16 protein-coding genes are annotated in these 17,965 nt (G+C 47.0%); 9 read left to right on the top strand and 7 right to left on the bottom strand.

Annotated elements, in window-relative coordinates; translation table 11 throughout:
• Positions 1 to 333: 333 nt before the first annotated feature.
• A complete protein-coding gene (locus QUB30_RS27510; protein WP_333340242.1) occupies positions 334 to 945 on the bottom strand; it encodes a hypothetical protein in 612 nt (203 codons plus the stop codon).
• Between the two features lie 225 nt (positions 946 to 1,170).
• On the opposite strand from QUB30_RS27510, the gene QUB30_RS27505 reads away from it, so the two are divergent.
• The 3 genes from QUB30_RS27505 (at position 1,171) to QUB30_RS27495 (ending at position 2,884) form a co-directional block, all read left to right on the top strand.
• Entirely contained in the window at positions 1,171 to 1,383 is a 213-nt protein-coding gene (locus QUB30_RS27505) for a chlorophyll a/b-binding protein (protein WP_333340239.1), read from the top strand.
• Between the two features lie 142 nt (positions 1,384 to 1,525).
• Positions 1,526 to 2,065 (top strand): photosystem II reaction center PsbP, encoded by a 540-nt coding sequence (gene psbP / locus QUB30_RS27500; protein ID WP_333340236.1) that lies wholly within the window; start codon positions 1,526 to 1,528, stop codon positions 2,063 to 2,065.
• 168 nt (positions 2,066 to 2,233) lie between these two features.
• The gene (locus QUB30_RS27495; RefSeq protein ID WP_333340233.1) at positions 2,234 to 2,884 is read left to right on the top strand and encodes a nucleoside triphosphate pyrophosphatase; all 651 of its coding nucleotides are present in this window, start codon (positions 2,234 to 2,236) and stop codon (positions 2,882 to 2,884) included.
• A gap of 84 nt (positions 2,885 to 2,968) precedes the next feature.
• Here QUB30_RS27495 and QUB30_RS27490 read toward each other — a convergent pair whose 3' ends face one another.
• Positions 2,969 to 3,883: a calcium-binding protein gene (locus tag QUB30_RS27490; RefSeq protein ID WP_333340230.1), complete on the bottom strand. Its 915-nt coding sequence runs from the start codon at positions 3,881 to 3,883 to the stop codon at positions 2,969 to 2,971.
• Positions 3,884 to 4,181: 298 nt separating this feature from the next.
• Here QUB30_RS27490 and eno point away from each other — a divergent pair, with 298 nt between their 5' ends.
• Complete coding sequence (gene eno / locus QUB30_RS27485) at positions 4,182 to 5,462, top strand: phosphopyruvate hydratase (RefSeq protein ID WP_333340226.1); 1,281 nt, start codon at positions 4,182 to 4,184, stop codon at positions 5,460 to 5,462.
• Positions 5,463 to 5,617: 155 nt separating this feature from the next.
• On the opposite strand, the gene argC is transcribed toward eno, so the two are convergent.
• Positions 5,618 to 6,676, bottom strand: a complete 1,059-nt coding sequence (gene argC, locus QUB30_RS27480) for an N-acetyl-gamma-glutamyl-phosphate reductase (protein WP_333340223.1) — start codon at positions 6,674 to 6,676, stop codon at positions 5,618 to 5,620.
• Positions 6,677 to 7,280: 604 nt separating this feature from the next.
• Here argC and QUB30_RS27475 point away from each other — a divergent pair.
• Positions 7,281 to 8,657: a tyrosine-type recombinase/integrase gene (locus tag QUB30_RS27475; RefSeq protein ID WP_333340221.1), complete on the top strand. Its 1,377-nt coding sequence runs from the start codon at positions 7,281 to 7,283 to the stop codon at positions 8,655 to 8,657.
• Positions 8,658 to 9,163: 506 nt separating this feature from the next.
• On the opposite strand, the gene QUB30_RS27470 is transcribed toward QUB30_RS27475, so the two are convergent.
• Entirely contained in the window at positions 9,164 to 9,964 is an 801-nt protein-coding gene (locus tag QUB30_RS27470) for a hypothetical protein (RefSeq protein ID WP_333340218.1), read from the bottom strand.
• A gap of 279 nt (positions 9,965 to 10,243) precedes the next feature.
• The gene (locus QUB30_RS27465; protein ID WP_333340215.1) at positions 10,244 to 10,651 is read right to left on the bottom strand and encodes a hypothetical protein; all 408 of its coding nucleotides are present in this window, start codon (positions 10,649 to 10,651) and stop codon (positions 10,244 to 10,246) included.
• Positions 10,652 to 11,052: 401 nt separating this feature from the next.
• Between QUB30_RS27465 and QUB30_RS27460 the strand changes: the two genes are divergently transcribed.
• Positions 11,053 to 12,066: a sulfate/molybdate ABC transporter ATP-binding protein gene (locus tag QUB30_RS27460; protein WP_333340212.1), complete on the top strand. Its 1,014-nt coding sequence runs from the start codon at positions 11,053 to 11,055 to the stop codon at positions 12,064 to 12,066.
• Between the two features lie 120 nt (positions 12,067 to 12,186).
• Here the strand turns inward: QUB30_RS27460 and QUB30_RS27455 are convergent, their stop codons facing one another.
• Positions 12,187 to 12,528 carry a low temperature-induced protein gene (locus QUB30_RS27455; RefSeq protein ID WP_333340208.1) on the bottom strand — a complete coding sequence of 114 codons (342 nt, stop codon included), beginning with the start codon at positions 12,526 to 12,528 and terminating at the stop codon, positions 12,187 to 12,189.
• A gap of 440 nt (positions 12,529 to 12,968) precedes the next feature.
• Positions 12,969 to 13,760: an imidazole glycerol phosphate synthase subunit HisF gene (gene hisF, locus QUB30_RS27450; RefSeq protein WP_333340205.1), complete on the bottom strand. Its 792-nt coding sequence runs from the start codon at positions 13,758 to 13,760 to the stop codon at positions 12,969 to 12,971.
• A gap of 514 nt (positions 13,761 to 14,274) precedes the next feature.
• On the opposite strand from hisF, the gene QUB30_RS27445 reads away from it, so the two are divergent.
• From QUB30_RS27445 to nadB, 3 genes are all read left to right on the top strand, one after another.
• Complete coding sequence (locus QUB30_RS27445; RefSeq protein WP_333340201.1) at positions 14,275 to 15,264, top strand: adenylate/guanylate cyclase domain-containing protein; 990 nt, start codon at positions 14,275 to 14,277, stop codon at positions 15,262 to 15,264.
• Positions 15,265 to 15,517: 253 nt separating this feature from the next.
• Positions 15,518 to 15,952, top strand: coding sequence for a photosystem II complex extrinsic protein PsbU (gene psbU, locus QUB30_RS27440; protein WP_333340198.1), 435 nt, complete (start codon positions 15,518 to 15,520; stop codon positions 15,950 to 15,952).
• Between the two features lie 342 nt (positions 15,953 to 16,294).
• Positions 16,295 to 17,959, top strand: coding sequence for an L-aspartate oxidase (gene nadB / locus QUB30_RS27435; RefSeq protein WP_333340195.1), 1,665 nt, complete (start codon positions 16,295 to 16,297; stop codon positions 17,957 to 17,959).
• Positions 17,960 to 17,965: the final 6 nt, after the last annotated feature.

Genomic DNA, 17,965 nt, shown 5'->3' with positions numbered 1-17,965 from the left:
CTTGTTCGTAAGTCATCAGTTTTTCCTCTCAATCACCTCACTATTGCCCGGCGTTGGGGACTTTTGCAAGAGGTCTAGTGAGTTTTCTTGTGGGGTGGGCAGGAGAGCCCGCCCCTAAAAAACCTAATTGAAAATGGTGCAACATCTCAGGTGCGTCAGACTCCGTTATTGAAATATTATTGAAGATTTCGGGTAGTAGAGCACCTTACTATATATGCCAGTGGCGTCCCGGACTTCCAGACTCGGCGGTTGAAACCCGGTTTAAACTTGCCTCTCCTCCCAGCAGAGGGCGACTAAAAAATACAGGAGGTATTATTCAAGCCGGGTTTGATATTACTTGCTGCCCAGCCAAATCGGATAAGCAGAAGAATCCTCAGCTTTCAACTTTTGCGCCTGATAACTCTTGCTAGTCAAACTAGCTACTGTTTGCAGGCTTTCTGTCAAACAACTTTCGCTGCCAAACGCTTCAAATCCCAAAGTCCACCAGGCGCTGCCGTTAATGTTCAACTGAGTAAGTTCCACGGTGCAACCTTGGGGAATTGGGGCTTCCACAGGCACAGACATCAGGACACCAGGGGCCGAAACTTGATAAAGACGCTGCGCTCGCTTTTTCTTGACTGCCACCCACTTTCCTGTGGCCAAAATATCCGCCGGTATCGGTGCGATGGTGTCGGCACAAACCCACTTGAGCCACTTCTCGGCCTTACCTTCCCAGCGGTTGCCGAACTGCATCGCCCCCAACTCTGCCTGACGCCACTTTACCTCCAAGGTTTTCCCGCGCAGCTTCACTCCCAAGTAGTCGCAGTTAGGTACTAGCAAATATATGTCTTCCCGCTCTTCTGGAGGCGAAAGATACCCGCCGAGACTGTCGCTTCCAAACCATTGATTGATCGATTTTGGCAGCGCACCGCTATAAAACCACCGCATTTCCAGACTGGCCCGCATAAATTTTTCCTCCGTTCCACAATTTTTGTCAAACCCAGACTGGATTTGCCACACACCATCGACTTTTGTGCCTCTCCACTCTATCCTCCCCCCTCCGGGGCCCAGAGTCTACAGTGCACAGTCCGATCGGGGTCTTTAAAAAAAATTTCTCACAATCCTTTACATATCTTCACAAGTGTGTTACATTTATTTACAGTACATTAAAAACCATTTAGGAAAAAAAACATGACTAACAGAGGCTTCATGCTGGACGACGAAGGCAAAATGAACAATTTTGCGATCGAACCCAAAGTATACATCGATGACCAAGCCCGCACCGGCTTCACCCCTTACGCAGAACGCTTAAACGGTCGCCTTGCCATGATTGGTTTTGTTTCTCTCTTGGCTTTAGAAGTTTCTACCAAGCACGGACTCATTAGCTGGCTGACTCACCTGTAATGATTTTGTTAAAAATTAGACTATACGGCTATGCCTCGCGGACGGTACACAAACGGCGAGCATAGCTTAACTGTTTTTAGGGGCAAGGTTTGGTGAGACAATTAAAATTAAATATTTTAGTGTTACCCTACCCGTAAAAATAATGCTCAAACGAATTGCGGCAATACTTCTGGTTGTTCTCAGCCTTAGCTTGACCGGTTGTGTCTCTAAAGTCACCGGACTCAAAAGCTACGTTGATACTGGCGACGGCTATCAATTTCTCTATCCTAACGGCTGGCTGCCGATCGCGGTTTCTAACGGGCCTGATGTGGTGTTCCGCGATTTGATTCAGCAAACCGAGAACGTCAGCGTGGTAATCAGTCCAGTCGCGGAGGGCAAAACTCTGGCGGATTTGGGAACGCCGACGGATGTGGGATACAAGCTCAGCAAAAGTGCGATCGCCCCGAGTGATTCTGGCCGCGAAGCTGAATTAGTCAATGCAGAAGCTCGCGAATCGCGATCGAAAAGCTATTACATTTTAGAATACGCTGTTAAGTTGCCAAACCAAGAACGGCACAACTTAGCGAGTGTAGCCGTCAGCCGCGGCAAACTTTTTACGCTTAACGTTTCCACTACCGAAGAACGCTGGCCCAAGGTAAAAGAAGCTTTTGAGAAAGTTGTTAAATCTTTCTCTGTTTATTAGGGAATTGGGAATTGGCAATTGGGAATTGGGCATGGGGCATTGTTGACTGTTGACTGTTGACTGTTCGCTGTTGACTGTTGACTGTTCGCGGGAAACCTCACCACAGTTAACTGACAACTGACAACTGTCAACAGTCAACTGTCAACTGTCAACTGAACTTCTTAACTTATGAAAATTCCAACTTTTGTATTAGCTTCAGCTTCTCCAGCGCGCCGCCGCCTGCTAGCAAATGCCGGAATTCAAGCTGTGATTTGCCCCAGCGACTTTGATGAAGGGCAAATACAAATGAGGGATGCCAATAAATTAGTGCAGGTGTTAGCAGAGGGAAAAGCTGAGGCTGTAGCTAAGTTTTTACTGGGTAATTCTCACCCGGAAATTCCTAATCCCAAATCTTGTTTGGTTTTGGGATGCGATTCAATTTTGCTCGTAGATGGCGAAATTCACGGCAAACCCAAGGATGCGGAAGAAGCAATCTCGCGCTGGCAGAAAATGCGCGGTAAGGTGGGCGAATTATATACGGGTCATGCTTTAATTGATACTAGATTCGATGACTTTGATCTGGCAAGGGAGCGATCGCTCATTCGCTGTCAAGTTACAAAAGTTCATTTTTCGGAAGTTACCTCGCGCCAAATTGCGGCTTACGTTGCTACTGGGGAACCGCTGCAATGTGCGGGCTGTTTTGCACTCGAAGGTAAAGGCGGTTTTTTTGTGGAAAAAATCGAAGGATGTCACACGAATGTGATCGGTTTGAGCTTACCTCTGCTGCGGCAAATGCTCAGCGAAATGGGATATGATGTGGCGAATTTTTGGCAATCTTAAAAATTTTAGGCTGTGCCATGCCGACTGGTTGAGTTTGTAGTTTGTAGGGTGCGCAATGCGCACCTTACGCATTCAAGTTGGTAATTATCCTAAAGCGATCGAGCTTTCAGACACAGAGGTAAACTGAAGTAGATCCGGCGAAACATCCTTCACCAAACCCAAGATATTGCCGCTGCTAGCTTCCCGAATCACCGTCGCCTTAGTATTTAAAATTCTAAAATCAGCCGTTCGAGGAATTCCCGGAGGAAAAGGGCCACTGCTATCGTAATCTCTGGCATCACCAATTGTTAAAAACCTTTCGCTCAAAACAATATCATTTCGCGTCAATCCAGATGCCAATCCAATTACATCACCTTGAGCGGGATTGTAATCGAGAATAAAATCGGCCGGCACTTCATCTACATCAAAATTGCCGCTAGGAGGCGGTTGAAGCGAACCAATTTCTCCCGAAGTTGCTCCCGATTCTGTGCGGAGGACAAACAAATCTGCGCCTTCTTTTCCCCAAAGCCTATCAATTCCAGCATCACCGATTAGAGTATCGTTTCCACTCTCTCCGACTAAAGCATCATTCCCTTTACCGCCGCGAATAAAGTCATTGCCCGTGCCTCCGTAAGCGTAGTCACTGCCTTGATCTCCGCTGACTAAATCGTTGCCGCATTCTCCGTAAAGTATGTCAAAATCTTCGCCGCCGCGAATAGTATCGCTGCCGCAACCTCCGATTAAAGTATCTATGCCGCTGTTGCCGTTCATCAGTTCCGCAGCACCTGAACCTCTGACAAAATCGTTGCCCGCTAAGGCCCGCAAACCTCCGGGAGTGTTGCCCAGAATTCCATTTGCTAATTGAACTGCGTCGTCATTGGGAGTTAAGTCAAAAAAGTTGGGGTCGCTGCCTGGGTTTGGCAATGGCGCTGTTAGTAATTTGATGTTTGGGGGATCGGCAATAATTGGGTCAGAATTTTCAGCTAATGCTCTAAGTTCTTGGAGATTTGTTTCTAACATCTTAGGTTTCTCCTTTTTTGATTCACTTTGGTGACATTCTGATTTTAACAAATGTTCCAATTAAGAAATCTGCATGAATCTGCGGTTTAAAAAATTAAATTACTGTCAAAATTGCCCGGGGTTATTATGCAACAAGCTTAGCTTATTGACACCAGACGGCCCAAATCCGCAAATATTTTGAACTGTGCACCAATAATTCTGGGGATCGCGTACTCTATTACCCGTCAGCAGTCAGTGTGGGAAAACCCGCAGACTGCAAAATGTCATCACACCTTGAGTAAGGCCAGGAATCGTTAATATGCTAGACACTGCGATCGAATCTATTCAAGCCAGAGAAATCCTCGACTCCCGCGGCCGCCCCACCATTGAAGCTGAAGTTTACCTAGCAAACGGTGTTGTCGGACTCGCCCAAGTCCCCAGCGGCGCGTCTACAGGCTCTTTTGAAGCCCACGAACTCCGCGACGGCGACAAAAGCCGTTATGGCGGCAAAGGAGTCCTAAAAGCCGTCGCTAACGTCGAACACAAAATTGCCCCCGCTTTAGCAAATCTAGATGCGATCGACCAAGCATTGGTAGACAAAACCATGATTGACTTGGACGGTTCCCCCAACAAATCCAACCTCGGCGCAAATGCGATTCTCGGGGTCTCTTTAGCCACAGCAAAGGCGGCCGCCGAGACTTTAGGACTCCCCCTTTACCGCTACTTGGGCGGCCCCTTGGCGAACGTTCTGCCCGTGCCTCTGATGAATGTCATCAACGGGGGCTCTCACGCTAACAATAATGTGGACATTCAAGAATTTATGATTGTCCCTGTGGGTGCGCCATCTTTTAAAGAAGCTTTACGCTGGGGTGCAGAGGTATTTGAATCCCTAAGTAAAGTCTTAAAAGCTGAGGGTTTGCTGACTGGTGTGGGTGATGAAGGGGGTTTTGCACCTAATCTTAAATCCAATCAAGCAGCTTTGGATTTGTTGATTGCAGCTATTGAAAAAGCCGGCTACAAACCGGGTGAACAAGTGGCTTTAGCTTTGGATGTTGCTGCTAGCGAATTTTACAAAGATGGGCAGTACACTTACGACGGTGTGGCTCATTCGCCAGCAGAATTAATCGATTATTTGGATGCTTTAGTGGGGCAATATCCGATCGTTTCGATTGAAGACGGTTTGCACGAAGACGATTGGGACAGTTGGGTAGCGCTGACGCAGAAAATGGGCAGCAGAGTTCAGTTGGTGGGTGACGATTTATTTGTTACCAACCGCACGCGGCTGCAAAAAGGAATTGATTTGAAAGCTAGCAATTCGATTTTGATTAAGCTGAATCAAATTGGTTCTTTGACGGAGACTTTGGAGACGATCGACCTCGGCAAACGGAACAGCTATCGATCGGTCATCAGCCACCGTTCCGGCGAAACTGAAGATACCACAATTGCCGATTTAGCGGTAGCGACTCGCGCCGGTCAAATCAAGACTGGTTCGCTATGCCGCAGCGAACGAGTTGCCAAATACAACCGCTTGCTGCGGATTGAGGACGAATTGGGCGATCGGGCAATTTATGCTGGGTCGATCGGTTTCGGGCCAAAATAACACTCGGTCATCGGTAATCGGCAATCGGGAATTCACCCGACTTGCGGGGCGGGTTCACCAATATCTATGATTCACCTCCCAGATATTGATAAATTCGCCCCGACTAGGCCGATGATTCACTCACCAATTACCAATGACCAATCACCCATTCCTAATTAAGGATAGAAAGCCAATTGAGGCAAACCCAATGTTTCTTCCCAGCCCATCATCAAATTCATGCACTGGATGCCTTGACCGGCTTGACCTTTAATTAAATTGTCGATCGCCGACATCACAATTACTCGGTCAGTCCGCGGATCGACTTCGATGCCGATATAACAAAGATTCGTGCCGCAAGCCCATTTTGTTTGCGGATAAACCCCAGCCGGCAACACTTTTACCCAAGGACAATTGCGGTAAAAAGCGCTAAAAATAGTGATCAAATCTTCCCGAACCAACCCCGGATCGCGCAGAGTTGAGTAAACAGTTGCCAGAATTCCTCGCACCATCGGAATTAGGTGGGGAGTAAATTGAACTTTGATATCTTGTCCGGCTAAGTCGCTGCAAATTTGTTCAATTTCTGGCGTGTGGCGGTGGCGGCCAACGCCGTAAGCGCCCAGAGAACCCTCTGCTTCAGCCAACAAGAGATTAATTTCGGCTTTGCGGCCCCCTCCAGAAGTACCGGATTTGGCGTCGATAATTGCTGTTTCTGGCACGATGAGACCTTGTTTGAGCAAAGGTGCCAGCGCTAATAAACTAGCAGTGACGTAGCAGCCGGCACAGCCTACTAACTGAGCGTTTTTAATGCGATCGCGGTACAATTCTGGCAAACCGTAAACAGCGGTTGCAGCCACTTCAGAGTCTAATCGTTCGCCGCCGTACCAAGCTTTGTAAGTTTCCAGATTTTCAAATCTGTAGTCAGCCGACAAATCCAAGACTTTGCAGCCTTTTGCGATCAGCGTCGGTGCCATTTTGCAAGCCAAACCGTTCGGCAGCGACAGAAACACAACCTCACATTTTGCCGCTATTTTATCTAAGTCGATCGCCTCGACAGTCAAGTCAATGCAGTTAGTCAGATGCGGATAAAGGCTGGAAAAAGGTTTTCCCGCACTGCTATCCCCGCCCAAATAGACTACTTCGGCCGCTGGGTGATCCGCCAGCAGTCGTACAAGTTGCACGCCGCCGTACCCTGAAGCGCCGATAATTCCTACAGGCACACGTCCAACATCTCCCATTTTCCTTTATCCCCTCAGCCGTTGAAGTCAAAAACGCTTGAACTTTTGCTGCATTGTAGTACCAAACGCCAACTTTGGTAGCAAAGAATTGTGTACTTTTATTTGGGAGGTGGATTTTTGTGAATTTTCCGGTGTTTGACCCCGCCCAAAAACGGATACAAAGCCCCGACTCCTTTCCTGGAGAGCCCAAAATTTTAGACCAAAGTTCCACCTTCCAGATTCAAAGCTGCAAGTAAATCTAAAATCTAAAATCTAAAATCTAAAATCGACTGACCGATCGCCAAAAGCCTAAAATTAACAAACGGATGTGCGATCGTGCTATAAAAAATTTACTTTAACCCATCCACAAACCGGAGATTAAAATTTTTCGCTTGAACCTCGAACCTCGAAGCTCAACATCCATCCGTTAAATCTGTTAAATCCCTTAAATCTTGTACACGGCTTCGCGGCCGAACTTTTTATGGGCATAGTTTGTAAAAAACTACCATAAATACGATATGCTAGTTTTACAGCTTCATTCACGCTATGCACACAGTTCGACCTACCGAAATTTGCTAGAAACTTGATAGAAGTTGAAACCCTTACAGAACCTTGAAAAACCAATATGTACGCCAAAACACAAGCCATCCCTGAGACAGTTAAAGTTCAGTCCGATAACGGTACTCTCCGATTGCAGTTCAGTACCAAGTACAATCCCATTTTTGGGGGCAAGCGGAAGCATCAGGGCTTAGGTCTGAAGGACACTCCCGAAAACTGGCAAAAGGCGATCGCTATTGCTTGGAGGATCGAAGGCGATCTACAGCATCCAGACTGGCAGCAGTTGTTTGACCCCAGTTTTGCCAAGTACGGTTTAAAAACCAAGTATGCTGCTGAACTCAAACTGGCAGCACCCATCCCAGAACCTGAACCTGAAATCACAGTAGGGGAGATGTGGGAGGATTACTTGGTGTGGAAACAACCACAACTACAGCCGACTACGTTTGAGCTACTCTATCGAATTAGCTACACTAATCCCATCAAAGGAAAGGTATATGACAAAAAAAATCGTGTTTATCTAATGTTGGATAATCCTTTATGGGATGAACGCTTGGACGGGAAAATAATTGAATGTTTATCGCGGTTCACCTGCTGTGCAGCCACCAAGCGTTCAATTATTTCGGCTCTTTCTGAAGCGTTTTTGCGTTTGCAATCTCAAGAGAAAACAAAACTTAGGGTTAATCCGTTTGCGGGAATTGACTCCTCTACCACACCTAACAAAACAGATAAATATAAGTCAGTCGTTAATGTCGATGGTACGGTTGATTTACGATGGTGGGATAAGTCTGACACTGAAACAGATCCAGAAGAGCGCGACCGTCGGGCTTTCACTAAGGAAGAGCGTGACATCATTATCAAGGCTTTTTATGAATCAGAAAAAGCTAATGTACGACAAGCCGCGCCGCTGGTTGAATTCTTGTTTTTAACGGGTTGTCGTTCTGGCGAAGCGTTTGCGCTTGAATGGAAGGACGTTTTTTTAGGACGAGACAAAGATTGCATCAGGTTTAGTAAGTCTTACAACGGGCGATTAAAGAATACTCAGGTTCCAAAAACGGGGGAGACTAGGATTTTTAAGATCTATCCCAAGCTTGAAAATTTGTTATCGAAAATTAAACCTGTAGACGCTAAGCCTACTGATTTAATTTTCAAACAACAAAATAGCAAAACTTGGTATATTGGTCATTTTGCTAAGTTGTGGAATACATACGAACTAAAATGCTCTCAAAAAACGTACACGTACCCAGGTGTAGTTACTCAACTGGTAGAAGAAGGTAAGATTAGTGTCTATCTCTCCCCGTACCATACCCGGCATACCTTTATCACTCTAATGGCACAAGCTGGTACAGATTTACTGCTACTAGCTGCCGCGTGCGGTAATAGTGTTGACGTGATTCAAAGACACTACTTGGGCATCAATACTGAAGCACGCTTTCCTGATATCTAATTCCCACACTCACCCTACCGACCGCCCCCTAAAAAGGGCGGTTTTTTATTGGCGATCGCTCCGGCACGGAAGCAGAAAACTTTCAGTCACGTCGTGTGCATAGTGTGAAAGAAGTAGGGAAGTGTCTCTTAGTATCTGTGTCTATTTTCTGGCTTAGCCGCCTAACACGGGCGGCTATCTGTGAAAATGAAGGTAAATAGCCTAAATAGTATTTGTTCGTTTTTGTATAAGAGAAAATATTTCTCAACCCTATAGGTTTGGCAGCACAAATATGCGAAATTATGACCCCTTAGCAGCCGACCTGTAAAATCCCGTTTCACTATCTCAGCAAGTAAGTCTATTTTCTGGCTTAGCCACCTAAGATAGGCGGCTATTCCTAAAAATAGACTAGAGAGAGCAAGTGTAAACCTCAAGTATTTCGAGGTCAAAGTAAAAATACTCAAATCAAAAAAACCTAGGCAACTAAACCTAGGTCTTCTATTACTTACAGGACTTGCTCGCGTAAATTACTCGCGTAAACAAACATCGGATATTCTGTCAACCCAAGTATCCTTTTTCATATAAAAATCACCTCGCGGGGGCGGGAACTCCCCATCATAGGCAAACAGGCTCGACCAAGTTTTGAGGCAGTCTTGCTGTCCAAAATGTTGGACATAGGGATACAAATTGAGTTCTTTTGCTTTTACCAGGCACTCAACCAATTCTCGATCGCTTATCCGATCGCAGTGAATCGCGCGGTAACGATAGCAGGTTTTTTCCCAGTCAGCAGATGTGGTTTCACTCAACTCTTCACTCACCGCATAATTCCATAGTGCATCAACGGTTGCCACTACGGTAGGGGTAGCAGGTAGGAACAGGCACATTTTTAAAACCGCTTGCGGGGGCAGCAAAATGAGTTCGTTCGCAGTCAATGGTGTACCTAGTTGCTTGCAAGCATCCTCTATAGCCTTATCGCGCAATAATACCAGTAACCCGCTCTCGAATAATTCCTTTAGGTAACTGGGAACTCCACTAATTACAGTTTTGATTTTTTTTGCTTTTAAGCCGTAATAACCCGCCACATCATTTACCGACATTACGGGTAAATCGAAATATTTGCCCCACTGGTGTCTGGGTATTGGTTCGCGAGACGTTTCGAGTTGACGGGCTACCGTTGCGTCGTAAAGTATCTCAAGTGCCTTGTCATGGGTGATGCCGTCAAATGTATGGATACGCGCCAACTGTGAAGTAAAAAGCGATTCGCGCGTTAAGAATTGCGGCTGTACATTGCCGGAGGCGTTCTGACAGTCATAATAAATGTGCCTCAATCGTTGTTACGTAACGTTTGGGGAAGTCGTAGTTAGCTCGGTGTCAGAAACCTTGCTGGCTACGCAGAAATCTTCCTTGCATCTACGACGATCGCAGCAAAAGCCACTTCAAGTCAAGCCGCAAATTCGGGCAAATACCTTCATTTTGAGAAATAGCCGCCTAACTTAGGCGGCTAAGCTCAGAAATACACTCAAATACTCTTAAATAGTCTGTTTTACTAGGAACAGAAATAAAGCCCCCTTTTAAGGGGCGCAGCTTCCTAATTCCCTTTTTGGGGTTTACCCCTCAATCATCTCCAAAAGTGCCTCTACATCAGCAAGCGAGGCTGTCGATTTCTTCCTTTTAGCCTTCAACTGGTTAAGCAGGTTGGCTGCCTCTGGCAGTTCACTTTGCACCCGCAGGTTGCCTAACTCGTTCTGCAACCGTTCAACCTCATCCTTCAACCTATTCACTTCATCACTTGAATCGCGTGTGTCAGGGGATGAACTTGAACTCGCTTCTATTTCAGAATTAATATTCTTCACTGTGTCGTGCGGTTCAATACCTTTACCGAGCTGTCGAGCGTATTCGAGGGTTGCGTCAGCTAGGACTATCGGCACTCGAATGGTGCGGGTAGCACCCGATTGCCAAGGTGAGGAAAACTGAGTTTTCTTGATTGAGTCGATGTGTCCGGTTGGGTTTAGCATAGTAGTAGGTAAGGTTTATCGCCTGTGTCAGGCGCTTAAACTGCTAGAGCAGTACCGGCTTGAGATTGTCGAACCACGTGACACAGGGTTTTGTTACTTCCTCACTAGGTAACGCTACTAGGGATAGCGGGGGCTTTTTTTTGCCTACAGGTTAGCATTCTCCAGCTTAGCCGCCTACAGTTGGCGGCTATTTGTAAAAAAGCAAGGTAGGACAGACAAGGTAGGGGTAAGCTAGAAGATTGATAGAAGAGTTCGCTTGTAAGCGAGTATCAGGTAAGGGACACTGGGACAAGCAAACAGATCGCAGCAAGGGTCAAAAACCCCCTAAAATGGCTGTTTTGCTAGAGTGCTGATAGAAATTACACAGTTAGACCATGAAAGTATTGATAAATGGTAAATAGATGATAGTTGTAGAAAACGTATCAAAACAGTTTGGCAGTTTCCAAGCACTCGATCGAGTCAGCTTAGAAATTGAATCCGGTTCCCTAGTCGCATTGCTGGGCCCGTCTGGTTCCGGCAAGTCTACACTGCTGCGGCTGATTGCCGGTTTAGAAATGCCCGACTCCGGAAAAATCTGGCTTACAGGCCAAGATGCGACCAATACTAGCGTCCAAGACCGCAAAATTGGGTTCGTGTTTCAGCACTACGCGCTATTCAAGCACATGACAGTGCGAAAAAACATCGCTTTCGGCATGGAAATTCAGAAAACACCGCCCGCGAAAGTCAAATCGCGAGTAGAAGAATTGTTGAATTTAGTGCAATTGGGAGGATTGGGCGATAGATACCCGTCGCAACTTTCAGGAGGCCAGCGACAGCGGGTGGCCCTCGCCAGAGCCCTGGCTGTGGAACCGAAAGTTTTACTGCTAGACGAACCTTTTGGAGCTCTCGATGCCAAAGTTCGCAAAGACTTGCGTGCTTGGTTGCGGCGACTGCACGACGAAGTACACGTTACCACAGTCTTTGTGACCCACGATCAAGAAGAAGCGATGGAAGTTGCCGATCGCATTACAGTAATGAATAAAGGTAAAATCGAACAAGTAGGAACACCGGCAGAAATTTACGACCATCCAGCTAGTGCTTTTGTCATGAGTTTTATCGGCCCCGTCAATGTCTTGCCCAGCAGTTCGAGGATGTTTCAAGACAACGGCTTTGACTCAGCCAACCCGGAGATTTTCTTGCGCCCTCACGACGTAGTAATTGAAACTACAGAAAATAGTGCAACAGTGCCTGCAAGAATCAGTCGCTTGATTCATTTGGGATGGGAAATTCAGGTAGAATTAACCTTAGATGACGGTCAAGTAGTAAACGCTAATTTGACAAGAGAAAAGTTTGACTTATTGCAGTTAGAACCTCAGCAAAAAGTGTTCGTTAAGCCAAAAGATGCCAAGTCCTTTCCACTTTTTTATTCTATCTGATACCAATTCTTAAAAAAAGACCTAAATTGAGATTGGATACGAAATTTGAAGGGACGCGGCTTCATGCCGTGTCCCTAATCTTTTATACTGACAACTGTCGGCTGACTACTGCGCGCTGAGTTAGTCTTTGATTTTACCAACAGCCTTTTTGACTTGTTGCTCAAAGGATGTAGCGCTTGTGTTAGAAGGATTTTTCATTTTATCAATGTCAGCGTCTCCCTGAACTTCGTTAGGCCCTTTGCTCGCTTTTTCTTGAGTTTCTTCTAAGGACATTGGTTTTTTCAGTACAACTTCTTGAGATTCTTTTTCAATACCCAAAAGTTGGTCTTCACCTTTGGTGGGGCTGCTGGTAACGGCAAAAGCCGGGAAAGCATTAGAAACAAACATCAAGGCACAAAAACAAACAGCTATTAAAGTGCGAACTAAACGCTTGGCAGGGAAGTCAAAGCTGATAAAAGACATACAAAATTTCTCCGTTTTTAGAAGTTTTGATCGGTAAGATTGTTAACAGGCTGAAGCTCACTCAAATTCTGCACAATCTTTAACTCAAGTTTGAGAAAAGCAACCGTTGCTTTCTTTCAAATTGAACTAATATATAATATGTAGCTGAAAAAGCTGGTATTTGAAATCCTTCTCAGGGAATATTTCTAGATGACTGGCGTTGGTCGCCCCAAGACCTTGATGTAGAAGGCACTTGTGTAGAATCAAAAAAATTCTACCTAAGGGCCTTCGGGTGGGCCTCACATAGCGGTATCAATGTGACTGACGAGTTTTTTCGTGGGGTGGGGGCGGATTGATTTAGCCTGTTTGCACTGTGAGAGGGCGCTTGAGTGAACCCGCAGAGCGGTTTGTGGAAAATGTTGCAAGATATGATATGTGCCCGACTATCCACTGACTAATGACTAATGACTAATGACTAATGGCTGCTGCTGTCGCACGGGAACTTGATATTTTGCTAGATAAGTCTTAATTTCACCGACGCTAAGTTGCCCGTAATGCAGCAGGGAAGCCAGGAGTGCGGCTTCTGCTTTGCCGTCAGTCACCGCTTCGTAGATGTGGTGACAGTTGCCGGCACCGCCGGAAGCAATGACGGGAATTTCGACAATTTCGGCGATGCTGCGGGTTAATTCCAAGTCGTAACCGGCTTGAGTGCCGTCAGAGTCCATGCTTGTCACCAGAATTTCGCCGGCACCGCGCTGTTCGGCTTCCTTGGCCCAGGCGATGGCATCTTTGCCGGTATTTTCTCGCCCTCCGCGCACGTACACGTCCCAACCGGGATGATCTGCGTCTTGCCGTTTGCGGGCGTCGATCGCGATGACAATGCACTGATTGCCAAATCGATCGCTCGCTTTGTCAATTAAACTCGGATCGCGTACTGCTGCAGAATTAATGCTGACCTTATCTGCCCCCGCCCTCAACAACCTTTTAATGCTGTCTAAGGATTGGATGCCGCCGCCCACCGTCAAAGGGATAAATACTCGATCGGCCGTGCGGTACACCACATCAATAATAATGTCCCGGTCTTCGTGAGTCGCGGTAATGTCCAGAAACACCAACTCGTCAGCACCGGCATCGTTGTATACCTGAGCCATTTCTACCGGATCGCCAGCATCAGTCAGGTTGACAAAATTGACACCTTTGACCACGCGGCCGGCTTTCACATCCAGACAAGGCAAAATTCTTTTCGACAACATAAAATTCTCGTGTTTCTAATTTATTGACCGCCGCAGCGAGGAAAAGGCTTTGTTGATGTCTTCAAAAACATGAAGTTAAGCAACAAATCTTAAAGATACCTTGTGTTTAACAACTCTCTGTCTGATCCGGAGAGCCATTTTCCAGTTTTTTGGGGCCCTGCAGCATAAATAAAACTTGGCTCTGGGTGCGCTAGGCGACATTAGGTAGAATATTGGGTGGATAGTTATATTTTCCGCAACAAGCAGCAAATTTAACTCCCCAGATACATCTTTGGGGTGAAAAATATGACAATTTCGCCTATGATCGAACCATAACTACCTTCGCTGGCGATCGAATTGTGGTTCGGCAATCCTGTACGGTTTGGTGCATCGACGATCGACTAAACAATTTTTAGATTTGAGAACAGCCGATTTGAGGTTTTTTAGCAGCAATCTCAGTTATAAGCCGCGCGGTAAAGTTAAAATTTAAAGTTTAAAACCTCAAATCGGTTGACTTGATGTCGTTTTTAGGGCTGTGGTGACTTTGCAAGCCAATCCACATTTGGTACTTCGTACAGAGAAAAGCGGCAATCGCTACTTGCCGCTCTCCGGCAGCAATTGCTGGACAGTAGGGCGGAGCGATGACAATAATTTTGTACTGACCGATCGCTGGATTTCCCGTAATCACGCGATGTTACAGCAAATGGAGACAGGAGAGTTCTATCTGATCGACTTGGGAAGCCGCAACGGGTCCTTTGTCAACGGGCGGCGCGTCAGTATTCCTGTCACTCTCAGAAATGGCGATCGGATTATTTTCGGTCAAACCGAATTGGACTTCTACAACCCAACCGCCGGCTACCGGCACGATCCCATACACGACACAGACTCTGAAGATTTTACGGCGACTTTGACCGTGCGCAGCCTGATTAGCGTCATGGTAATGGACATCCGAGACTTTACAGTTTTGACTAGGCAGCTAGACGAAACCCTACTTTCAGAAGTGATCGGCAATTGGTTCCGCAAAGCAGGACAGATAATTCGCGAACACGGCAGTTGGGTGGACAAATACATCGGCGATGCGATCATGGCCGTCTGGTTCCATAAAACCAGCGGTGTCAGCAGCGAGGAAATGATGCGGATTTGCCAAGCTTTGAGCGAACTGCACAAGGCAACAGACGAACTCAGCAGCCGTTACCCCTTGCCTTTTCCTTTGCGAGTCGGGGCCGGAATCAATACTGGTTATGCCATGGTGGGAAATTCTGGCAGCAGCGACCGATCGGACTACACTGCCTTGGGAGATACTGTAAACGCAGCATTTCGCCTGGAGTCTTGCACTAAGCAAATCGGCAAGGATATTGCCGTGGGAGAAACAACCTACAAATACCTGACGGAATTGGGGGCCCAAGGCGCTTTCGAGCAGCACACCGTTGCTTTGAAGGGTTACGACACTCCCAGCGTGATTTACGGCGGTACTTATGGTGACTTGAACGCTTTTCTCAAAACCACAGGAAAGAGTTCTCGATAGCTAGATAATTCGGTGCGGGGCAAAAAATTAACCCTTAAAAATGGAAGTCGCTGTTTTTAATTGGGAACGCCTTTGATAAACTTGCCTGCGATGCCTAGACTTCGACTGATATCATATATCGTCCGTGGTGTCAAGGTCTAAATGTAAAGTTTATAACAGCCCTCTAGCTGTTGCGGATTTATCTGCAAAACTGCATAAGCAAAATGGTAGTCTCTACATAAATGCTGTGTATGAAATTGGGAGACAAAACTTCATGAAACGATTGGGTCGTCTATTGGCAGTATTGGGCTTAGTGCTGGGCTGCTTTGCATGGGCTGGAAACCAAAGCGCGATCGCGGCGACCTTGAGCCGTATCGTCTTGCCATCATCCTCGCTCATAGCCGTTGAAGTAGCCCCTAGAACCAATCGCGCCGATGACAAGCTTGCCACAGAATACGGCAAAAAACTTGATTTGAACAACAGCGCGGTTCGGGACTTTCGGGAATTTCGAGGCTTGTATCCCACTTTAGCTCGACTAATTATTAAGAATGCTCCTTACGAAAATGTTGAGGACGTACTCAATATTTCAGACTTGACGGAAGCTCAAAAAAAGGTGCTGCAAGCTAACATGGACAAATTCACCGTAACTGAGGTCGAATCAGTCTTTATTGAAGGAGACAACAGGTTGAATAATGGTCTCTACGACTAGGTAGCAGCGGGCCTCATTTGAAGGCATTCGGCATTTGGCAGAAGGCACTCGGCATAAAGAAAAATTTTTTTTCTACAGGCTGATGACTTCTGCCTTTAATTTCTGGAGACTTACTTTCAACCACCATGCGGCAAAAACCGACCAAAATTCGCTAGATTGAAATAAGCGCGTTCCCCACATTCATCTGTAGACTCAATTCTCAAACCTAAAATCTAAAACCTAAAATCTAAAATCCCTCCACGGACAATAGTTCAAGTCCCCAGATTCATCTGTAGACTAAAATCTAAAACCTAAAATCTAAAATCTAAAATCTAAAATCTAAAATTGACTGGCTGCAGACTTATGACTGACAAATTTGACGTATTGGTGATAGGTGCTGGCGCGGCCGGGTTGTACACCGCACTTTGCCTCCCAGAACATTTGCAGGTGGGCTTGATCAATAAAAATACCCTACCTGTTTCTGCAAGCGATTGGGCTCAAGGAGGGATTGCCGCGGCGATCGCCCCTGAAGATTCGGCAGCGCTGCACGTTCAGGATACACTGGCTGCCGGAGCCGGTCTTTGCGATTTGGAGGCGGTGAAATTTTTAGTAGAGGAAGCTTCAGCCTGCATTGACTCCCTGGTGAAAATGGGCGTTGCATTCGATCGCACCGGCCCCGATTTAGCCCTCACCCTAGAAGCCGCCCACTCCCGCCGCCGAGTTCTCCACGCCGCCGACACTACGGGCAAAGCCGTGATCGCTACGCTGACAGCCAAAGTATTGAGCCGCAAAAACATTGAACTCGTATCCCCTGCCTTTGCTTTGAGTCTGTGGCTAGACGAAACCGGGCGCTGTCATGGGATTAGCTCGATTTGCGGCTCACAAGTCAAGTGGCTGCGGGCTAGCGCCGTAGTGCTGGCGACAGGCGGCGGCGGACAGGTTTTTGCTCGCACGACCAACCCGTCGGTAAGTACCGGGGACGGGGTGGCAATTGCGTGGCGCGCCGGGGCGCTGCTGCGAGATTTAGAATTTGTGCAGTTTCACCCGACAGCCCTCAGCAAAGCGGGCGCGCCTCGGTTTCTCATTAGCGAGGCGGTGCGGGGAGAAGGAGCTCATTTGGTTGACAGTAAGGGATATCGCTTTGCTTTTGACTCTCACCCCAGCGGGGAACTCGCCCCTCGGGATGTTGTCAGCCGCGCTATTTTCCGCCACTTGCAGAAGACGGGGGAACCTCACGTTTGGCTGGATTTGCGGCCGATTGCGGTCGATCGACTGCGCTACAGGTTTCCGAATATTATTCAAGTGTGCGCTGATTGGGGAATTGATATTTTTTCCGAACCGGTGCCGGTGACGCCCGCCGCCCATTACTGGATGGGAGGGATTGTGGCTGACAAGTTCAACCAAACTTCGATTCCGGGTTTGTACGCGGTGGGAGAAACTGCGAGCACGGGGGTACACGGCGCTAATCGGTTGGCGAGCAATTCGCTGCTGGAATGTCTGGTTTTTGGGGCGCAGATGGGACTTTTGCAGGTAGAAAGTGAAAGGCCCAAGGCACTCACAGATGAGTTAGATGCAGGGGCAATCTTAGAAAAATCGATTTGTCCGAAGGACATTGAGGCGATCGAAAATTTGCGGGTCGAATTGCCGAACTTGGTGTGGCAGAGTGCGGGAATTTGCCGGGGACAGCGGGACTTGGAAAGTGCGATCGTCCAAGTTGAGATTTGGCGGCAAGAATTTGCGTCTTTGCCTTTGAGTCAAGCGCTGGATGATTTACTGCCCGGACAAATTATTGATTTTTCCGATGCTGATGCGGAGAATAGCTCGATTTTGCGAAATTGGGGGGAACTGGCAAATTTATTGGATATCGGCTACTTAATTCTCAAAAGTGCTGCGTTTCGGACTGAAAGTCGCGGGGGTCACTACCGGGTGGACTATCCCCTCACAGATCCGGATTGGTGCGCGCACACTTTAATTCGCCACTGCCATTGGTACAAATCTGCGGCTCTATCTAGGCGAATAGAAGATTGAAAAATT

It is taken from the genome of Microcoleus sp. BROC3 (assembly GCF_036702515.1).
GTDB lineage: Bacteria > Cyanobacteriota > Cyanobacteriia > Cyanobacteriales > Microcoleaceae > Microcoleus.
The sequence above is the reverse complement of the archived record's forward strand: the minus strand, read 5'-3'. Positions and strand labels throughout refer to the sequence as shown.

Bases quoted from the DNA above. Each gene is read 5' to 3' on its own strand.
- QUB30_RS27510 (WP_333340242.1), bottom strand. From the start codon at position 945: ATGCGGGCCAGTCTGGAAATGCGGTGGTTTTATAGCGGTGCGCTGCCA.
- QUB30_RS27505 (WP_333340239.1), top strand. From the start codon at position 1,171: ATGACTAACAGAGGCTTCATGCTGGACGACGAAGGCAAAATGAACAAT.
- psbP (WP_333340236.1), top strand. From the start codon at position 1,526: ATGCTCAAACGAATTGCGGCAATACTTCTGGTTGTTCTCAGCCTTAGC.
- QUB30_RS27495 (WP_333340233.1), top strand. From the start codon at position 2,234: ATGAAAATTCCAACTTTTGTATTAGCTTCAGCTTCTCCAGCGCGCCGC.
- QUB30_RS27490 (WP_333340230.1), bottom strand. From the start codon at position 3,883: ATGTTAGAAACAAATCTCCAAGAACTTAGAGCATTAGCTGAAAATTCT.
- eno (WP_333340226.1), top strand. From the start codon at position 4,182: ATGCTAGACACTGCGATCGAATCTATTCAAGCCAGAGAAATCCTCGAC.
- argC (WP_333340223.1), bottom strand. From the start codon at position 6,676: ATGGGAGATGTTGGACGTGTGCCTGTAGGAATTATCGGCGCTTCAGGG.
- QUB30_RS27475 (WP_333340221.1), top strand. From the start codon at position 7,281: ATGTACGCCAAAACACAAGCCATCCCTGAGACAGTTAAAGTTCAGTCC.
- QUB30_RS27465 (WP_333340215.1), bottom strand. From the start codon at position 10,651: ATGCTAAACCCAACCGGACACATCGACTCAATCAAGAAAACTCAGTTT.
- QUB30_RS27460 (WP_333340212.1), top strand. From the start codon at position 11,053: ATGATAGTTGTAGAAAACGTATCAAAACAGTTTGGCAGTTTCCAAGCA.
- QUB30_RS27455 (WP_333340208.1), bottom strand. From the start codon at position 12,528: ATGTCTTTTATCAGCTTTGACTTCCCTGCCAAGCGTTTAGTTCGCACT.
- hisF (WP_333340205.1), bottom strand. From the start codon at position 13,760: ATGTTGTCGAAAAGAATTTTGCCTTGTCTGGATGTGAAAGCCGGCCGC.
- psbU (WP_333340198.1), top strand. From the start codon at position 15,518: ATGAAACGATTGGGTCGTCTATTGGCAGTATTGGGCTTAGTGCTGGGC.
- nadB (WP_333340195.1), top strand. From the start codon at position 16,295: ATGACTGACAAATTTGACGTATTGGTGATAGGTGCTGGCGCGGCCGGG.